The sequence below is a fragment of the Streptomyces sp. NPDC058683 genome (assembly GCF_042716195.1).
In the GTDB taxonomy this organism is placed as follows: domain Bacteria; phylum Actinomycetota; class Actinomycetes; order Streptomycetales; family Streptomycetaceae; genus Streptomyces.
Genome location: NZ_JBHXSK010000075.1, coordinates 1 through 15,159 on the forward strand (window position 1 = coordinate 1; position 15,159 = coordinate 15,159).

General features: G+C 71.3%; 15 protein-coding genes. 7 read left to right on the forward strand and 8 right to left on the reverse strand.

Annotated elements, in window-relative coordinates; genetic code table 11:
- Positions 1 to 107 precede the first annotated feature (107 nt).
- The 3 genes from ACFWXC_RS48230 to mce all read right to left on the reverse strand — a co-directional run bounded on the left by ACFWXC_RS48230 (position 108) and on the right by mce (position 5,750).
- Positions 108 to 1,043: a cellulose-binding protein gene (locus ACFWXC_RS48230; protein WP_365693128.1), complete on the reverse strand. Its 936-nt coding sequence runs from the start codon at positions 1,041 to 1,043 to the stop codon at positions 108 to 110.
- A gap of 195 nt (positions 1,044 to 1,238) precedes the next feature.
- Positions 1,239 to 5,087 carry a polarized growth protein Scy gene (gene scy, locus ACFWXC_RS48235; protein WP_384489809.1) on the reverse strand — a complete coding sequence of 1,283 codons (3,849 nt, stop codon included), beginning with the start codon at positions 5,085 to 5,087 and terminating at the stop codon, positions 1,239 to 1,241.
- Between the two features lie 222 nt (positions 5,088 to 5,309).
- Entirely contained in the window at positions 5,310 to 5,750 is a 441-nt protein-coding gene (mce, locus tag ACFWXC_RS48240) for a methylmalonyl-CoA epimerase (RefSeq protein ID WP_093499037.1), read from the reverse strand.
- Between the two features lie 149 nt (positions 5,751 to 5,899).
- On the opposite strand from mce, the gene ACFWXC_RS48245 reads away from it, so the two are divergent.
- Both ACFWXC_RS48245 and meaB read left to right on the forward strand, forming a co-directional pair.
- Positions 5,900 to 7,105, forward strand: a complete 1,206-nt coding sequence (locus tag ACFWXC_RS48245) for an acetyl-CoA C-acetyltransferase (RefSeq protein ID WP_360477462.1) — start codon at positions 5,900 to 5,902, stop codon at positions 7,103 to 7,105.
- Between the two features lie 47 nt (positions 7,106 to 7,152).
- Positions 7,153 to 8,109: a methylmalonyl Co-A mutase-associated GTPase MeaB gene (gene meaB, locus ACFWXC_RS48250; protein WP_351748493.1), complete on the forward strand. Its 957-nt coding sequence runs from the start codon at positions 7,153 to 7,155 to the stop codon at positions 8,107 to 8,109.
- A 204-nt stretch (positions 8,110 to 8,313) separates the two neighbouring features.
- Here the strand turns inward: meaB and ACFWXC_RS48255 are convergent, their stop codons facing one another.
- The 4 genes from ACFWXC_RS48255 to ACFWXC_RS48270 all read right to left on the reverse strand — a co-directional run bounded on the left by ACFWXC_RS48255 (position 8,314) and on the right by ACFWXC_RS48270 (position 10,961).
- Positions 8,314 to 8,790 (reverse strand): MarR family transcriptional regulator, encoded by a 477-nt coding sequence (locus ACFWXC_RS48255; protein WP_351710553.1) that lies wholly within the window; start codon positions 8,788 to 8,790, stop codon positions 8,314 to 8,316.
- A 92-nt stretch (positions 8,791 to 8,882) separates the two neighbouring features.
- Entirely contained in the window at positions 8,883 to 9,680 is a 798-nt protein-coding gene (locus ACFWXC_RS48260) for an AIM24 family protein (RefSeq protein ID WP_384489813.1), read from the reverse strand.
- Positions 9,677 to 10,327 carry an AIM24 family protein gene (locus ACFWXC_RS48265; RefSeq protein ID WP_362575621.1) on the reverse strand — a complete coding sequence of 217 codons (651 nt, stop codon included), beginning with the start codon at positions 10,325 to 10,327 and terminating at the stop codon, positions 9,677 to 9,679. The genes ACFWXC_RS48260 and ACFWXC_RS48265 overlap by 4 nt, the downstream gene beginning before the upstream one ends.
- A gap of 1 nt (position 10,328) precedes the next feature.
- Positions 10,329 to 10,961 (reverse strand): AIM24 family protein, encoded by a 633-nt coding sequence (locus ACFWXC_RS48270; RefSeq protein ID WP_384489883.1) that lies wholly within the window; start codon positions 10,959 to 10,961, stop codon positions 10,329 to 10,331.
- Positions 10,962 to 11,167: 206 nt separating this feature from the next.
- On the opposite strand from ACFWXC_RS48270, the gene ACFWXC_RS48275 reads away from it, so the two are divergent.
- From ACFWXC_RS48275 to ACFWXC_RS48295, 5 genes are all read left to right on the forward strand, one after another.
- Positions 11,168 to 11,512, forward strand: a complete 345-nt coding sequence (locus ACFWXC_RS48275) for a DUF3817 domain-containing protein (protein ID WP_384489815.1) — start codon at positions 11,168 to 11,170, stop codon at positions 11,510 to 11,512.
- Positions 11,509 to 11,802 (forward strand): MTH1187 family thiamine-binding protein, encoded by a 294-nt coding sequence (locus tag ACFWXC_RS48280; protein ID WP_384489817.1) that lies wholly within the window; start codon positions 11,509 to 11,511, stop codon positions 11,800 to 11,802. The genes ACFWXC_RS48275 and ACFWXC_RS48280 overlap by 4 nt, the downstream gene beginning before the upstream one ends.
- Before the next feature lie 164 nt (positions 11,803 to 11,966).
- Positions 11,967 to 12,710: a hypothetical protein gene (locus tag ACFWXC_RS48285; RefSeq protein WP_384489819.1), complete on the forward strand. Its 744-nt coding sequence runs from the start codon at positions 11,967 to 11,969 to the stop codon at positions 12,708 to 12,710.
- The gene (locus ACFWXC_RS48290) at positions 12,707 to 13,387 is read left to right on the forward strand and encodes a DUF4166 domain-containing protein (RefSeq protein WP_384489821.1); all 681 of its coding nucleotides are present in this window, start codon (positions 12,707 to 12,709) and stop codon (positions 13,385 to 13,387) included. Before ACFWXC_RS48285 ends, ACFWXC_RS48290 begins: the two co-directional genes overlap by 4 nt.
- Positions 13,384 to 14,034, forward strand: coding sequence for a TetR/AcrR family transcriptional regulator (locus ACFWXC_RS48295; RefSeq protein ID WP_384489823.1), 651 nt, complete (start codon positions 13,384 to 13,386; stop codon positions 14,032 to 14,034). Before ACFWXC_RS48290 ends, ACFWXC_RS48295 begins: the two co-directional genes overlap by 4 nt.
- A gap of 102 nt (positions 14,035 to 14,136) precedes the next feature.
- Here ACFWXC_RS48295 and ACFWXC_RS48300 read toward each other — a convergent pair whose 3' ends face one another.
- Positions 14,137 to 15,126: a DUF5937 family protein gene (locus tag ACFWXC_RS48300; RefSeq protein ID WP_384489825.1), complete on the reverse strand. Its 990-nt coding sequence runs from the start codon at positions 15,124 to 15,126 to the stop codon at positions 14,137 to 14,139.
- Positions 15,127 to 15,159 lie beyond the last annotated feature (33 nt).

Sequence of the window (15,159 nt, forward strand, 5' to 3'; positions counted from 1 at the left end):
GCGGGGAACTGCGCGACCAACCACATCTCACCCGTACTCGCACGACAAAGGTCCGCACCCCCTGAAGGGGATGCGGGCCTTTGACGTCGCTTGTTACCAGTCCGCGCTTACCGGGACTGCTGAGCCGGAACCCCGCGGGAGATCGGCTCGTCCTCCGCCGGAGAGCTCGCGGCGGCGACCGCCGCACCGGTCAGCGTGGCCAGCATCTCGCGGACGTTGGTCAGCTGGGCGTTGATGCTGTCGCGGCGGTTGGTCAGCGCGGCCAGCTCCCGCTCGGATTCCGAGCGGATCCGGTCGGCCTTGGCGTTCGCGTCGGCGACGATGTCCTCGGCCTGGCGCTGGGCCGTCTCGACGGTCTGACGCGCCCGGCGCTCCGCGTCGGTGCGCAGCTTCTCCGCCTCGAGGCGCAGCTGCTCCGCGCGGTGCTCGATCTCGGCGAGGCGCTTCTCGGCCTTCTGCTGCCGCGAGGCCAGGTCACGCTCGGACTGCTCACGCCGCTTGGCGAGGTTCGTCTCGAAGTCGGCGGCGGCCTGCGCGGCCTTCGCGCGGGTCTCCTCGAAGAGCGCGTCCGCTTCCTCACGCTTGGACTGCGCGTCCTTCTGGGCCTCGGAACGCAGCTGCGAGGCGTCGCTCTTGGCCTTCTCGACGATCCGGACGCCCTCGTCCTCGGCCTTGGACTTGCGCTCCGCAGCGAACGATTCTGCGTCGTTGCGTACCTGCTGGGCCGCCGACTCGGCGAGCTCGCGGTGCTGCTCGGCCGCCCGGCGGGCCTCCTCGCGCAGGTCCTTCGCCTCCTCCTCGGCGAGGCGGAGGATCTTCTCGACACGCGCGCCGAGACCGGCGTACGACGGCTCTGCGTCGGTGACCTGAGCCTGGGCGTTCTGCGTCTCGAGGTGGAGCTCCTCGATGCGCTTTTCCAGAGCGGTGATGCGGGCGAGAGCGCTGTCACGGTCGGAGACGAGCTTGGAGATGCGTTCGTCCACCTGAGCGCGGTCGTACCCACGCCGCACAAGCTCGAAGCCGTAGGGGGAAGTGTCGCTCATGGGGTTCCTGTCGAGTGAGACCGGTGAGGTGATAGGTGGAATCCTAGGGGCCGAAGCGGTGTGTCATCGAGCGGATACGTGTTTGATCTGGAGAATGACACCCCTTTTGGGTGGCTAGCTGTGAGAACGCTTGCCAAAGCCTCTGTCAAAGGTTTGGTCAAAAGCCCTAGAACACTACAGAACGGGCACTGGCCTCTAGCCTTCTGACGACTTGCCACCCGATCGAGGGGCACCCACCGTACTGCCTGCCTTGACTCCGCCGTCCTTGTTGGACGACGGGGTCTCGAAGGATTCCAACGCCTCCAGGACGTCCTGGACACGGGAGATCTCGCCGTTGATGTTCTCGCGGCGGCGCTCCAGGATCTCCAGTTCGCGCTTGCCGGCGTCGACCGTGGCCCGGGCCTCGCGGATCGCCTCGGCCTTGAGCTCCTCGGCCTCCCGGACGAGCGTGGCCTTCTTCTGCTCGGCCTCCTTGAGCAGCCCCTCGGCCTTCTTGACGGCGGCGATGCGGACCTTGCCGGCCTCGGAGTTGGCCTCCGAGACCAGGTCCTTGGCCTTGGCCTGGGCCTTGGCGAGCTGCTCCTCGGCGGCCCTGATGAGCGCGTCACAGCGGTCGCCGGTGGACTTCATGGTCTCGGCGGCCTCGCGGCGGGCCCGCTCGTGCAGCCCCTCGATCTCGCTGGTGATGCGGTCGCGCAGCTCCTCCGCCCGCTCCCTTATGGCGGTGGCGTCCCGGCGGGCGCCGACGAGCAGCTCGTCCGCGTCCGTACGGGCCCTCTCCACCAGCGTGTTGCCCTCGACCGTGGCCTCGGACACCAGCCGGTCGGCCTCCTTGCGGGACGCGCCGACCATGCTGTCGGCCTGCGCCTCGGCGTCCGCGGTGGTCTTGTGGGCCTGCTGCTGGGCCTCGGTGAGCAGCTTGTCGGCCTCGGCGGTCGTCTCGTTGATGAGGGTGTCGACCTGCTCGGCCACGTCCTGACGCCGTTTGTTGGCGTCACTGCGGGCGTCGTCGAGGGTGCGGTCGGCCTCCTCGCGGGCGGCGTTGACCATGCGCTCGGCCTCCGCCTCCGCGTCCGCCTTGAGCCGCTCGGCGTCGCTGCGGGTCCGCTCGGCGTGCAGCTGGGCGGAGCCGACCGTCTCCGCGGCCTCGGCCCGCAGCCGCTCCGCGTCCCCGGAGGCGTCCGCGATCAGCTTCTCCGCCTTGGTGATGGCGTCCGCGCGGACGCGGTCGGCCTCGGCGATGGTCTCGTTCTGCAGCCGCTCGGCCTCGTTGCGGGCCTCGGTGATGAGGGTGTCCGCCTGAGTCGCCGCGTCCGAGCGCATGCGGTTGGCGTCCTCCCGGGCCTCGGCACGCGCGCGCGAGGCGTCCTGCTCGGCCTGCGCGACGGTGTCGGAGGACTCGGTGCGCACCCGCTGGGCGTGCGCGGACGCCTCCGAACGCAGCCGCTCCGACTCCGCCATGGCGTCGGTCACGGTCCGCTCGGCCAGCGCCTTCGCCGCCTCGGACGCCTCCGCGGCCTCGCGGCGGATCCGGGTCGCGTCCTCGCTGGCCCGCTCCCGCTCGGAATACGCGTCCGCGCGGACCCGGTCCGACTCCTCCTCGGCCTCCCGGCGGGTGCGGTCCGCCACATGCTCGGCGGCCGAACGCAGCCCGGCGATCTCCTCCTGCGCCTGCTCGTGCAGCCCCGAGACCGAGTCACGCACCTGCTGGGCATGCTGCTCGGCGGCGGACACCATCTCGGTGGCCCGCCGGTCGGCCTCCTCGACCAGCCGTACGGCCTCGGCCTGTGCCTCCTCGACGCGGTTGCGCGCCTGAGCCAGCAGGTCCTCGCTCTGCTCGCGGGCCCGCTCGCGCTCCTGGTCGGCCTCCTGGCGGGCGGAGCCGAGCAGGTCCTCGGCCTCCCGGCGCCGCCGGGTGGCCTCCTCCTGGGCGGCGGCCAGCGTCTCGGACGCCTCGGTGGACAGCCGCTCGGCCGCCGCCTGCGCCTCGGCGCGGACCCGGTCGGCGGTGTCCTGGGCCTCCTGCTTGAGCCGCTCGGCCTCGGCCGCGGCCTCGGACCGCAGCCGTACGGCGATGGACTCGCCCTCCGCGCGGGACGCGGACGCGTCGCCGGCGGCCTCGTCGCGCAGCCGCTCGGCCTCGTTCTCGGCCTGCTGCTGGAGCGTGCGGATGCGTTCGGCGGCCTCGGAGCGCAGCCGGTCGGTCTCCTCGCCGGCCTCCCGGCGGATCCGGCCGGCCTCCTCACGGGCCTCGGTGAGCGACTGCTCGGCGTTGGCGAACCGCTCCTCGGCCTCGGTGTGCAGCCGGGTCAGCTCCTCGGCGGCCTCCGCGCGCCGGGCCTCCACGCCCCGCTCGGTCTCCTCGCGCAGCTCGGCCGCGGCCCGCTCGGCGTCCGCCTTGAGCCCCTCGGACTGCTCCAGGACCTCGGTGCGGTGCCGGTCGGCCTCCTGGCGGGTGCGCTCCAGGGTCTCCTCGGCCTGCCGGCGCAGCGTGGTGGCGCGCTCGATGGCTTCGGTGCGGACCTTCTCGCTGTCCGTGGTGGCCGTCTGCCGCAGCTCGTCCGCGTCGGCCTTGGCCTTGGCGAGCAGCTCCTCGGCGGACCTGGCCCCCTCCTCGATCTGCTGCACGGCCTCGCGCCGGGCCTCGGCGCGGATCGACTCGCCCTCGGCGACCGCGTCGGAACGCAGATGCTCGGCCTCGCCGCGCAGCCGGCGGGCCTCCTCCTGCAGCTCGACCGTCTTGGCGCGGTACTCCTTGGTGTCGTCCTTCGCCGTGCCCTTGAGCTGCTCGGCGATGTCGTGCGCCTCGGCGCGCAGCCGGTCCGCCTCGGTCTCCGCCTCGGTGCGGATCCGCTCGGCCTCCTCGGCGGCGGCCTTGGTGGTCTGCCTGGCCTCCTCGGACGCCCTGTTCAGGACGTCCTCGGCGGTCTTGGCCGCCTTCGCCAGCTGGGAGGCGCTCTCCTCCGCGGTGAGGCTGCGGGCCTTCTCGGAAGCCTCGGCGGTGATCTTCTCGGCCTCGGCCTTGGCGTCCGCGACGACCTGCTCGGCGCTCGCCTTGGTGGCCTCCGCCTCCTTGGTGGCCTCGCTGACCAGCCGGGCGACCTGCTCCTTGGCCGTCTGGGTGCGCTGCTGGTTGGTGGCCTCGGCGCTGGAGAGCGCCTTCGCCGCGTTGGCCTCGGCCTCGGCGACCAGCTTCTCGGCCTCGGACTGCGCCTTGCGCAGCGCATCCTCGGCCTCCGCGATGCGCTGCTCGGCGGCCCGGCTCAGCTCACCGGCCTGCCGGCGGGCCGTGTCCGACTCCGTCGCTGTGGAGCTGCGCAGCTGCTCGGCGTGGTCGGTGGCCTCCTGGGCCTGCGTGGACGCGGCGTTCAGCAGCCGCTCGGCGTCCCGGCGGGCGCGCAGCAGGATCTGCTCGGCCTCGCCGCGGGCCGACTCGGTGTCGCTGGTCAGCCGCTGCCGGGCCTCGCCGGTCAGCCGCTCGGCCTCCGCACGGGCGGCGGCCATGGCCTGCTCGGCCTCCGCCCGCGACTCGTCGAGGAGCCGCCGGGCCTGGGACTCGGTCCGGGCCCGCAGCTGCTCGGCCCACGCCACGTTTTCGTTGACGTGCGACTCGACGGTCTGCCGGCGCTCTGCCAGCTCCTGGTCCAGCTGCTGGCGGCGGGTCACCGCCTCCTGGTGCAGCTCGGCCTGGAGCCGCCCCGCTTGCTCGGCATGCTCCTGGAGGATGCGCTGGGTCTGCGCCCGGGCCTCCGCGGCCACCCGCTCCGCCTCCTGGCGGATCTGGTCGGCCTGCACCTGTGCGTTCCGCAGCAGCTGCTCGGCGTGATAGCCGATGTCACCGCCGTCGAACGCGGGCCGGGACATGATGGTGCGCCGCGCCTCGTGCAGCTTGGCGCGCAGCACCTCGACCTGGTAGCCGAGGTCCTCGGCATGCTGGATCGCCTTTTCCCGCTCGGTCTTCAGCCGTTTCATCTCGGCCTCGAACCGAGAGAGGTGGTCGACGTCAGCCGCCGGCTCTCGCTCCTGGCTCTCGTAGCCCCGCACTGCGCGGTCCCATCCGTCCCCTGGTCGCAACCTTCTCCGAACGAGCTCCGTCCATCCGCCGAACGGGGCCCCCGGGGAATGGTGTCAGATCAACGGCGGAGCACGGGCTGCTGCCCCGACGCTCGTCCCCCGAAACCCGGACCCCGGCATGCGGCCGCCCCGGCCCTGCGAACGTGCGAAGGGACGACCGCCCCCAACCCTACCGGCCCATATGTACGAGGGTCAGTGCTCAGGTGACTCAACAGCCGCCGAAGTGACCAGTTCTGTCAGTACTCCGTGGCAATCCTTCGGGTGCAGGAAGGTGATCCGCGACCCCATGGAGCCGATCCGTGGCTCCTCGTACAGAACGCGTACGCCCTTGGAACGGATGTCCGCGGCGTCACCGTCCACATCCGCCGTACCGAAGGCGATGTGATGCACCCCCTCGCCGTTCTTCGCGAGCCACTTGCCGACCGCCGAGTCCTCCCTGGTCGGCTCCAGAAGCTGCAGGTAGGAGGCACCTCCGTCGGACGTCTCGTTGATCTTGAGCATGGCCTCCCGGACGCCCTGTTCCTCGTTGACCTCGGTGTGGAACACCTCGAAGCCGTACGTGGCCCGGTAGAACTCGACGGTCGCGTCGAGGTCGTGGCAGGCGATCCCGATGTGGTCGATTCGCGTCAGCATGGATTCAGTGCAGCGCCACAACGATGGTTACGCAACGTGCCAGCGATCACACTGACGGCCCGATGACGGCACGGAGTGCCACGCAATACATTCGAAGTAAACCCTCGTTCACTCCTCGGCAGTGCAGCCGGTAAGGGGATTCGCAGCTCATGACTTCTGGAACCGCTGGAACCACCTCAGTGATCGTCGCGGGCGCGCGTACGCCCATGGGACGACTGCTGGGCTCGCTGAAGTCCTTCTCCGGGGCCGACCTCGGCGGCTTCGCGATCAAGGCCGCCCTCGACCGTGCGGGGATCGGGGGCGACCAGGTGCAGTACGTGATCATGGGGCAGGTGCTCCAGGCCGGCGCGGGCCAGATCCCGGCCCGCCAGGCCGCCGTGAAGGCCGGCATCCCGATGAGCGTCCCGGCGCTCACCATCAACAAGGTCTGCCTCTCCGGCCTCGACGCCATCGCCCTGGCCGACCAGCTGATCCGCGCCGGCGAGTTCGACATCGTGGTCGCGGGCGGTCAGGAGTCCATGACCAACGCCCCGCACCTGCTCCCGAAGTCCCGCGAGGGCTTCAAGTACGGCGCGATCGAGATGCTCGACGCGATGGCGTACGACGGCCTGACCGACGCCTGGGAGAACATCCCCATGGGCGAGTCGACCGAGAAGCACAACACCCGCCTCGGCCTCGGGCGCGAGGAGCAGGACGCGGTGGCCGCCCTGTCCCACCAGCGGGCCGCCGCCGCGCAGAAGAACGGCGTCTTCGAGGCCGAGATCACCCCGGTCGAGATCCCGCAGCGCAAGGGCGAGCCGGTCGTCTTCAGCAAGGACGAGGGTATCCGCGGCGACACCACGGCCGAGTCGCTGGGCAGGCTGCGGCCCGCCTTCACCCGGGACGGCACGATCACGGCCGGCTCCTCCTCGCAGATCTCGGACGGTGCGGCGGCCGTGGTCGTGATGAGCAAGGCCAAGGCCGAGGAGCTGGGCCTGGAGTGGCTGGCGGAGATCGGCGCGCACGGCAATGTGGCGGGACCGGACAACTCCCTCCAGTCCCAGCCGTCCAACGCCATCCAGCACGCCCTGAAGAAGGAGGGCCTGGAGGTCGGCGACCTGGACCTCATCGAGATCAACGAGGCCTTCGCCGCGGTCGCCGTGCAGTCAATGAAGGACCTCGGGGTGTCCACCGAAACGGTGAACGTCAACGGCGGTGCCATCGCCCTGGGCCACCCCATCGGCATGTCCGGCGCCCGTCTCGTCCTGCACTTGGCCCTGGAGCTCAAGCGGCGCGGCGGCGGGGTCGGCGCGGCGGCGCTGTGCGGTGGCGGCGGCCAGGGTGACGCGCTGATCGTGCGGGTACCGAAGGCCTGAGTGCGTTTCTCGGTTTCTCTGAGCGAACGGAAGCGAACGGAGCTGTGATGCAGGACGTCTCCTCACTGGTGGCCCAGGCCAGGGAGGGCCGACCGCGTGCGGTGGCCCGGCTGATCTCCCTGGTGGAGGGGGCGTCCCCACAGCTCAGGGAGGTCATGGCGGCGCTCGCGCCGTTGACCGGCAATGCGTATGTGGTCGGCCTGACGGGCTCCCCGGGGGTCGGCAAGTCGACCTCCACCTCGGCCCTGGTGACCGCGTATCGCAAACAGGGCAAACGTGTCGGGGTGCTGGCCGTCGACCCGTCCTCGCCCTTCTCCGGAGGCGCGCTGCTGGGCGACCGCGTCCGCATGTCCGACCACGCCTCGGACCCGGGCGTCTACATCCGCTCGATGGCCACCCGGGGCCACCTCGGCGGCCTCGCCTGGGCGGCCCCGCAGGCCATCCGCGTCCTGGACGCGGCGGGCTGCGACGTGATCATCGTCGAGACGGTCGGCGTGGGCCAGTCGGAGGTGGAGATCGCCTCCCAGGCGGACACGTCCGTCGTCCTGCTGGCCCCGGGGATGGGCGACGGCATCCAGGCGGCGAAGGCCGGAATCCTGGAGATCGGCGATGTGTACGTGGTCAACAAGGCCGACCGGGACGGTGCGGACGCCACCGCCCGCGAGCTGAACCACATGCTGGGCCTGGGCGAGTCCCGGGGCCCCGGCGACTGGCGCCCCCCGATCGTCAAGACGGTCGCCGCGCGCGCGGAGGGCATCGACGAGCTGGTCGAGGCCCTGGAGAAGCACCGAGCGTGGATGGAGGAGCGGGGCGTCCTGGCGGAACGCCGACTGGCCCGCGCCGCCCGCGAGGTCGAGACCATCGCGGTGACGGCGCTGCGCGCACGCATCGGCGACCTCCACGGAGACCGGCACGTCGACGCACTCGCGGACCGCATCGTGGCCGGCGAGCTGGACCCGTACCGCGCGGCGGACGAGCTGGTGGCGGGCCTGACGGAAGGCTAGCCGCCGTAGACGCGCGGGCCGTCCCCCGGCTGCGGGCCGGTGGGGGCTGGTCGCGCAGTTCCTCCCCCAGCCTTCGGCCGGGGGTGCCCCCAGCGCCCCTGACGGGGCGCTGCCGGCGCCGGTAAGTGATCCCCCCGCCCCACACACAGCAAGCGGCGGACGGGACCTGAACCCCCGTCCGCCGCCTTCAGCTGCCGTTCGTCGTCACGGGCGCCCGCGCTGCCCCCGCAGGTGTTCGGCGATCGGCTTGAGGCCCTTGTCCAGCTCTATGAGTGCCTCCGGCGACAGCAGGTCGATGAAGTGCCGTCGCACGGAGGCGACATGATGTGGCGCCACCTTCTTCATCGTCTCCATACCGTGCTCGGTGAGGACGGCGAACAGCCCGCGGCGGTCGGACTCGCAGTTCTCGCGCCGGACCAGGTTCGCGTTCTCCATACGGGTGATCTGGTGCGAGAGCCGGCTCTTGGACTGGAGCGTCGCGGCCGCGAGGTCGCTCATCCGCAGCCGGTAGTCCTCGGACTCGGACAGATTCACCAGGATCTCGTAGTCGTTCATTGTCAGGCCGAACGGTTGCAGATCCTTTTCGAGCTGGTACGTCAACAGCCTGTTGACCTCCAGGTGGGTGCGCCAGGCGCACTGCTCCGCATCGGTCAGCCAGCGCGTGGCCGTCTCGGTCTCCATGTATGAAGTCTACCTAAAAAGTTGAAAGGCGAACTAGTGAGGGTGGTGTGACTGCGCGCACGCGTTCGATGTCACACTCCGCAGACTACCGCTCACAGCCCGAAGCGACGTTGCAGGTCCCCCAGCTGTCCGGGAAGGCGCGGTGTGCCCGATTGCTGTGAATGACCTGTGAAAGGCCCGCTCCCGCCGGGTACTCCGGGCTCCTGTGGAACCGCTCCCGTGGCCTGCTCCGCCATGAGCGTCTCGGTGGACTGGAGGAGCACCGTACCGGCCCCCACGAACTCGAACTGGTGCTCCTCTCCGGAGGCCCCGCCCAGGCCCGTCATCGCACGTAGACCGCCCATGACGCCTGTCATGTAACCGTGGTCGTAGTGGTGGCACGGGGAGGGGCAGTCGGCCCATCCCACGAGCGCCTGCGGGTCCACCCGGATCGGGGGTTCCATGAACACCACCGGACCGTTGGATGCGGCCACAAACTTTCCGGTTCCGATAAGGGTCAGAAAACCCGGCACGATCGACTGTTTGAGCGCGAGACTTGGCTGAAAAGCGAGCAGGTTGCCGGAGCGAATGGTCAGGTTGCCATCCTCCAGGTCGTACGAATTGACGTCGAAGGCCCGGTCGGCGAGGAGCATCTTGCCCGAGCCCTCCGCCACCACCCAGTCGCTCGCGTGCAGAGGCGAATGGAAGGAAGTGCGGACGAGGCGGTCCAGACGCCCGTGTCCGACGCCGTTGAAGTCGATCGAGCCGTAGTAGGCGATCATCTTCCCCTTCTGCAGGAACCACTGGCCGCCCTTGAGCTCCACGCAGAAGGTGTACTTGTTGACGTTGTCGTCGACGGGGAGGGTCATGGGGTCGTGGACGACCGGTCCGGCGGCACCGTATGAGCTCACAGCTTCTCCTCCGACGCCTGGACGTACACCGTGCCGTTTCCGCTGAGCTCCAGCTGGAACGCCTCACCGGAGCCGCGGCCCACCATGTCCCGCCAGCCGAGCGCGGTCGACAGCTTGTTGCGGACGTCGCCGTGGTGGGCGACATAGGCCTGCGGGTCGACATGGACCGGGCGCTGCGGGGTGATCGGGATCTCGAACACCCCGCCGTGGGCCATCACGGCGACCGCGCCCTGGCCCTTGAGGGTGGTCGTGAACAGGCCCTGGCCGGTGACCTGGCCGCGCACCATGCCCATCACGCCGCCCTGGGAGCCCATGAACATCGTGCCCTGCTGGAGCGTGCCCTCGAAGGCGAGCAGCCGGTCCGCCTCGACGTAGAGGGTGTCGCCGGTGAGGGTGATGACCTGGACGTGATGGCCGCCGTGCCCGAAGAACACCGTGCCGCTGCCCTCGACGGTCATCAGCGGGGTGGCCTCGCCCGCGACCCGGCGGCCGAGCATCGACATCAGCCCGCCCTGGCCGCCCTGGATGTTGGGTGTGAAGGACACCTCGCCCTTGTAGGCGAGCATCGCCCCGCGCTGGCTGTAGAGCCGCTGACCGGGCATGACGGTCGCCTCGACCATCTTGGAGTTCACCTCGCGCAGGGCCATCTCACGCATCCCCCGCGATCGTGTTCCGCTCGCTCGGCTGTACGTACACCAAGCCGTCCCCCTCGAACCGGATCTGGAAGGCCTCGCCGCCGCCCTCTCCGAGGAGCGTGCGGAATGTCACACCTGACTGGAAGGACTGGCGGAGGTTGCCCTGGTGGGCGATGTACGCGCCCGGGTCGACGGTCAGCGGATACTGCGCGCTCACCCGGAGCACCACCGCCGGCCCGTCCGACGTGATCGCCGCCTGGCCGTGGCCCTCGACCGTGGTCGTGAACAGACCGTTGCCCTGGGATGCGCCGCGCAGGCCCGTGAAGGTCGTGCCGGTGCGCAGGCCGGCGTCGGTCGCGAGCAGGTTGCTCGACTCGACGTACAGCTTGTCGCCCTGGAGGCCGACCAGGTTGATCTCGGACGCCCGGTCCGCGAACCAGCACGTCCCGTGCCCCTTCACCTCCATCACCGTCATCTGCTCGCCGGTGAGCCGCCGGGTCACCATCCCCCGTATCCCCTCACCGCCGCCGCTCAGTTTCTTGAACGCCATCTGCCCGTCGTACGCGACCATCGAGCCGTTCTTCGCCTTCACGGCGTCCCCGGTCATTTCGACGGCGAGCACCTTGCTGCCCTGGAGTCGGAACATCGCCACGCTGCGAAGGTAGCCGCAGGCCGACGCCACCAACAGGTCCCAGGGGTGGACCTCGTCCCGGATCCGACCCTTAGGGGGCCCACGACCGCGACCACGGCTCCCACCCCCGCGCGGGGACCGCGAGGCTCCTTTGCCACAATGGGTGAACGTTTGTGCTTGCGTTCACAAAGAGTGGACGTCTCTCCCACCGAAGGTGACTTGTGGACATCAAGACCGCCACCGCCCTCCGCCGCCTCCGCCTGGTCTCCGCCCCGGAGGCCGTCTCCTTCCTGATCCTCCTCGTCTGCTCGGTGCTGAAGCGGACCACGGACTTCAACGCGGTGCCCGTGATGGGCGCGATCCACGGTGTCCTGTTCATCCTGTACGTGATCTTCTGGGCCGACGCCTGGAACCGCGCCAAGTGGCCGCTGGGGACCGCCGCCTTCTACTTCGTCCTCTCCGTCCTGCCGACCGGCGGCTTCTTCGCCGAGCGCAAGCTGCGCCGCGAGGCCGAGGACGCGGTCATCGCGGCCCGCGCCCGCCAGGAAGGGGCCGTGAAGGCATGATCGTCGCCTTTTCCGTGACGCCGCTGGGTGTCGGCGAGGACGTCGGGGAGTACGTCGCCGACGCCGTCCGGGTGGTCCGCGAGTCCGGGCTGCCCAACCGCACCGACGCCATGTTCACCTCGATCGAGGGCGAGTGGGACGAGGTCATGGACGTCGTCAGGCGTGCCGTCGCCGCCGTCGAGGAGCGCGCCCCGCGCGTCTCCCTGGTCCTCAAGGCGGACATCCGCCCCAGTGTCACCGACGGCCTCACCAGCAAGGTGGAGACGGTCGAGCGGTACCTCGCCGAGTAGTCGACAGCCGCAGTCGAACGTCACAACCCCGGTCCTTCAGGGCCGGGGTTTTCTTCCGCCCTGTGATTGAGCGATCGCTCAAAAGCGGGTACCGTCGTCGCCGAAGGGTTTGAGCGGTTGCTCAAAAAGCACTCGAAGAACCAGGTGACGGGGGTACGACACCAATGGGGCTCTACATAGAGGCGCACATCCGCGCCGACCTCGACGAACTGTGGGCACGGACCCAGGACCCGGCCCAGCACCAGCGCTGGGACCTCAGGTTCACCGAGATCGACTACCTCCCGCGCGTGCCGGGCGAGCCGCAGCACTTCCGTTACGCCACCCGGGTGCTGCCGTTCCTCACGGTCGCCGGCACCGGGATCTCGGCGGGGGAGAAGGAGCGCCCCGACGGCACCCGCACCTCCGCCCTGCGCTTCGCCTCCCCGCACCCGCTGTCGCTGCTCGCCGAGGGCAGCGGCTACTGGCGCTACGTCCCGGTCTCCGACGGCGTCCGTTTCCTCACCGGCTACGACTACCGGCCCCGCTGGGGCGGCCTCGGCGCGCTCGCCGACCGGTTCGTCCTCCGCCCGCTGATGGGGTGGGCGACCGCCTGGTCCTTCGACCGGCTGCGGCTGTGGCTGGAGCGCGGGATCACTCCGGAGCGGGCGCGGTGGAACTGGCTGGCCGAGATGACGGCCCGCGCGCTGACGGCCGTCGGCTGTGCCGCCGGCCTGAGCCAGGGGCCGGTCCTCGACGCCCTCTCGCCCGCCGTCGCCTTCCTGGTCCCGCTCCTCCTTGTGGTCGCCCTCTCGCTGGCCCTCTTCGCGCCTCCGCTCGCCACCACCCCGGCCGCCCGCCGCTGCCTGCGCACCCCGCCGACCCGGGTGACCGCACCCCGGGTCCTGGGCACCCTGGGGAGGCAGTCGTGACCTCCATGTTCCGTACCGTGCTGGGGGCCGGCTTCGACCGGCTGCACCCGCAGCTCCAGCGGCGCTTCTCGGTCGGCCTGGCGAGCGGTGAGGCCTGCACCGGCCGGGGTGTGATGGAACGGATCTGGCACGGGCCGGCGTTCGTGAGGCCGTTCCTGGCGCTGGGCGCCACCCGTCACATCCTGGTCCCGAAGGCGGGCCGGAACGTTCCGTTCGTGATCGAGAACGTGCCCTACGCCGACACCTACGGCCGTGAGACGGTGACCTTCGTGCGCACCTTCGACCTGCCCGGCCGTGCCCGCCGCTTCGACGCCCAGATGGTGCTCAGCCCCAAGGGCGACCGCATCCTCGACTACCTCGGCACCCACCAGCACCTCGCCAGCGAGCTGCACCTCCGTGCCGAGCCCGACGGCTCCCTGCTCATCCGCTCGGGTGAACACCGGTTCAGGGAGGGCCCGGTGGACGTCCGCGTCCCCGAGCTCGCGGGTGCCACCGCCGAGGTGCGCGAGTCCTTCGACGACCGGACCGGCCGCTTCCGTATCCGGGTGCGGGTCGTGAACCGGTACTTCGGTCCGCTCTTTGGCTACCAGGGCTCCTTCGAGGCGTCGTACACCGATGTCCGCCGCTGCGGGGTCCGGCCGGGGCTGCGGCCGGTCCGTGAGGAGCCACGCGCGTGAGCCCGGAGACCGCCAAGTCGCTGGAGACGAAGAACAAGCTGCTGGAGGGCGCGCTGCGGACGCTCACCGAGCAGGGGATCGCCAAGACCTCGGCCCGTACGGTGGCCGCGGCCGCCGGGGTCAACCAGGCGCTTGTCTTCTACCACTTCGGCTCTGTGGACGAGCTCCTCGCGGCCGCCTGCCGGTACGGCGCGGGGCAGGCCGTCGACCGGTTCCGTCCCCGCCTGGCCGCGGTCGGCTCGCTCTCCGAACTTCTCGCCGTGGGGCGGCAGATCCACGAGGAGGAGCGCGCGGGCGGCCATGTCGCCCTGCTCGGACAGCTGCTGGCCGGCGCCCAGACCCAGGAGGCGCTCCGCCCCGCCACCGCGGCCGGCCTTGAGCTGTGGATCGCCGAGATCGAGAAGGTGCTGGTCCGGGTCCTCGCGGCGACGCCGTTCGGCGAGTTCGCCGACCCGGCCGGGCTCGCCCGCGCGGTCGCCGTGTCCTTCGTGGGCATCGAGCTCTACGAGGGCGTCGACGCGTCCGGCGCCCACGCGGCCCTGGACGCGCTCGAACAACTCGGCGCACTGGTGGCCGCGCTGGACGACCTCGGTCCGGTGGCCCAGCGCGCGGTCCGGCACCACCTGCGCCGTGTCGGCCGTCGCTAGACCCGCCGCAACTCGGGCGGCAGATGCCGGACCAGCAACGCGACGGCCTCCCCGGCCGTCGCTGCCTCGCCCGGTTCGGCGCCGGACGAGCAGCGGCAGGAGTCAGCCGCCCGGCGCCCCCGACGCCAGTGCGATGCCCAGCGGGGTCCGCTCGTACAGCACCTGGTGGCCGTAGCGGCGTGAGGTCAGCAGGCCCGCGTCGCGCAGCGCCGACAGGTGTGCGGAGACCGAGGACGGGGCCAGGCGCAGCCGGTGGGCGAGGGCGGTGGTGGCGGCCGGTTCGGTCAGGGCGGTCAGGACCGTGGCGCGGCCCCGGCCCAGCAGCCGTACCAGGGCGCCGGGCGTGGCCTCGGCCGGGTCGGTCCACAGGCCGCCGATGCCCCGGGCCGGGTAGACCAGCGTGGGCCGGGCCGGCGGGTCGAAGGTGCTGACCACGTCCGGCCAGGTGAACACGCTCGGCATCAGCACCAGGCCCTGCCCGCCGAGGCGCCGCTCGTACGCGCCGGGCGAGGCCACGGTCAGCGTCCCGGACCGCCAGCCGCACCGCCGGTGGATCTCCGGCAGCAGCCCGCCCAGGCCGACCTCCGCGAGCCGCCGGGAGTGGAAGGCGATGTCCGCCTCCAGCAGGGCGCGCAGCCGGGGCCAGTCCGGGGCCACCAGGACCTGCCAGGCCGCCTCCAGCGCGTCCGTCAGCTCCCGGACCATGCGCGTCGGATCGGCCAGCCAGGCCCGGCCGGTCGCCGACTCCAGCGCGCCCGGCGTGTCCGCGAGCGAGCGCGCGGTGTCCGCCCGGGCGGTCTCCGGGTCCACCGCCCGCAGGGCCGCGAGTTCCTCCTCGAAGGAGGCGGCCGGACCGGTCGGCGGCGGCACCAGCCAGTCGGGCGAGTGACCGCGCCGGGGCATCAGCAGCCACAGCGGGGCCAGGTCGAGGGCGGCGGCCGCCGCCCTGATCCGCCGCAGCCAGGGCGCGTGATAGCCGTGCCGGTCCGGCCGCCGCAGGGTGCGCACCGCCTCCTGGGTCTCCCACAGCGGCGACACGGCGAACCGGCACCGGAGGAAGTCGTCCTCGTCGAAGTGGAGGTGGGAGGGCATGGCGGGGTCCCGGGCGAAGGAGCGGAAGATTCG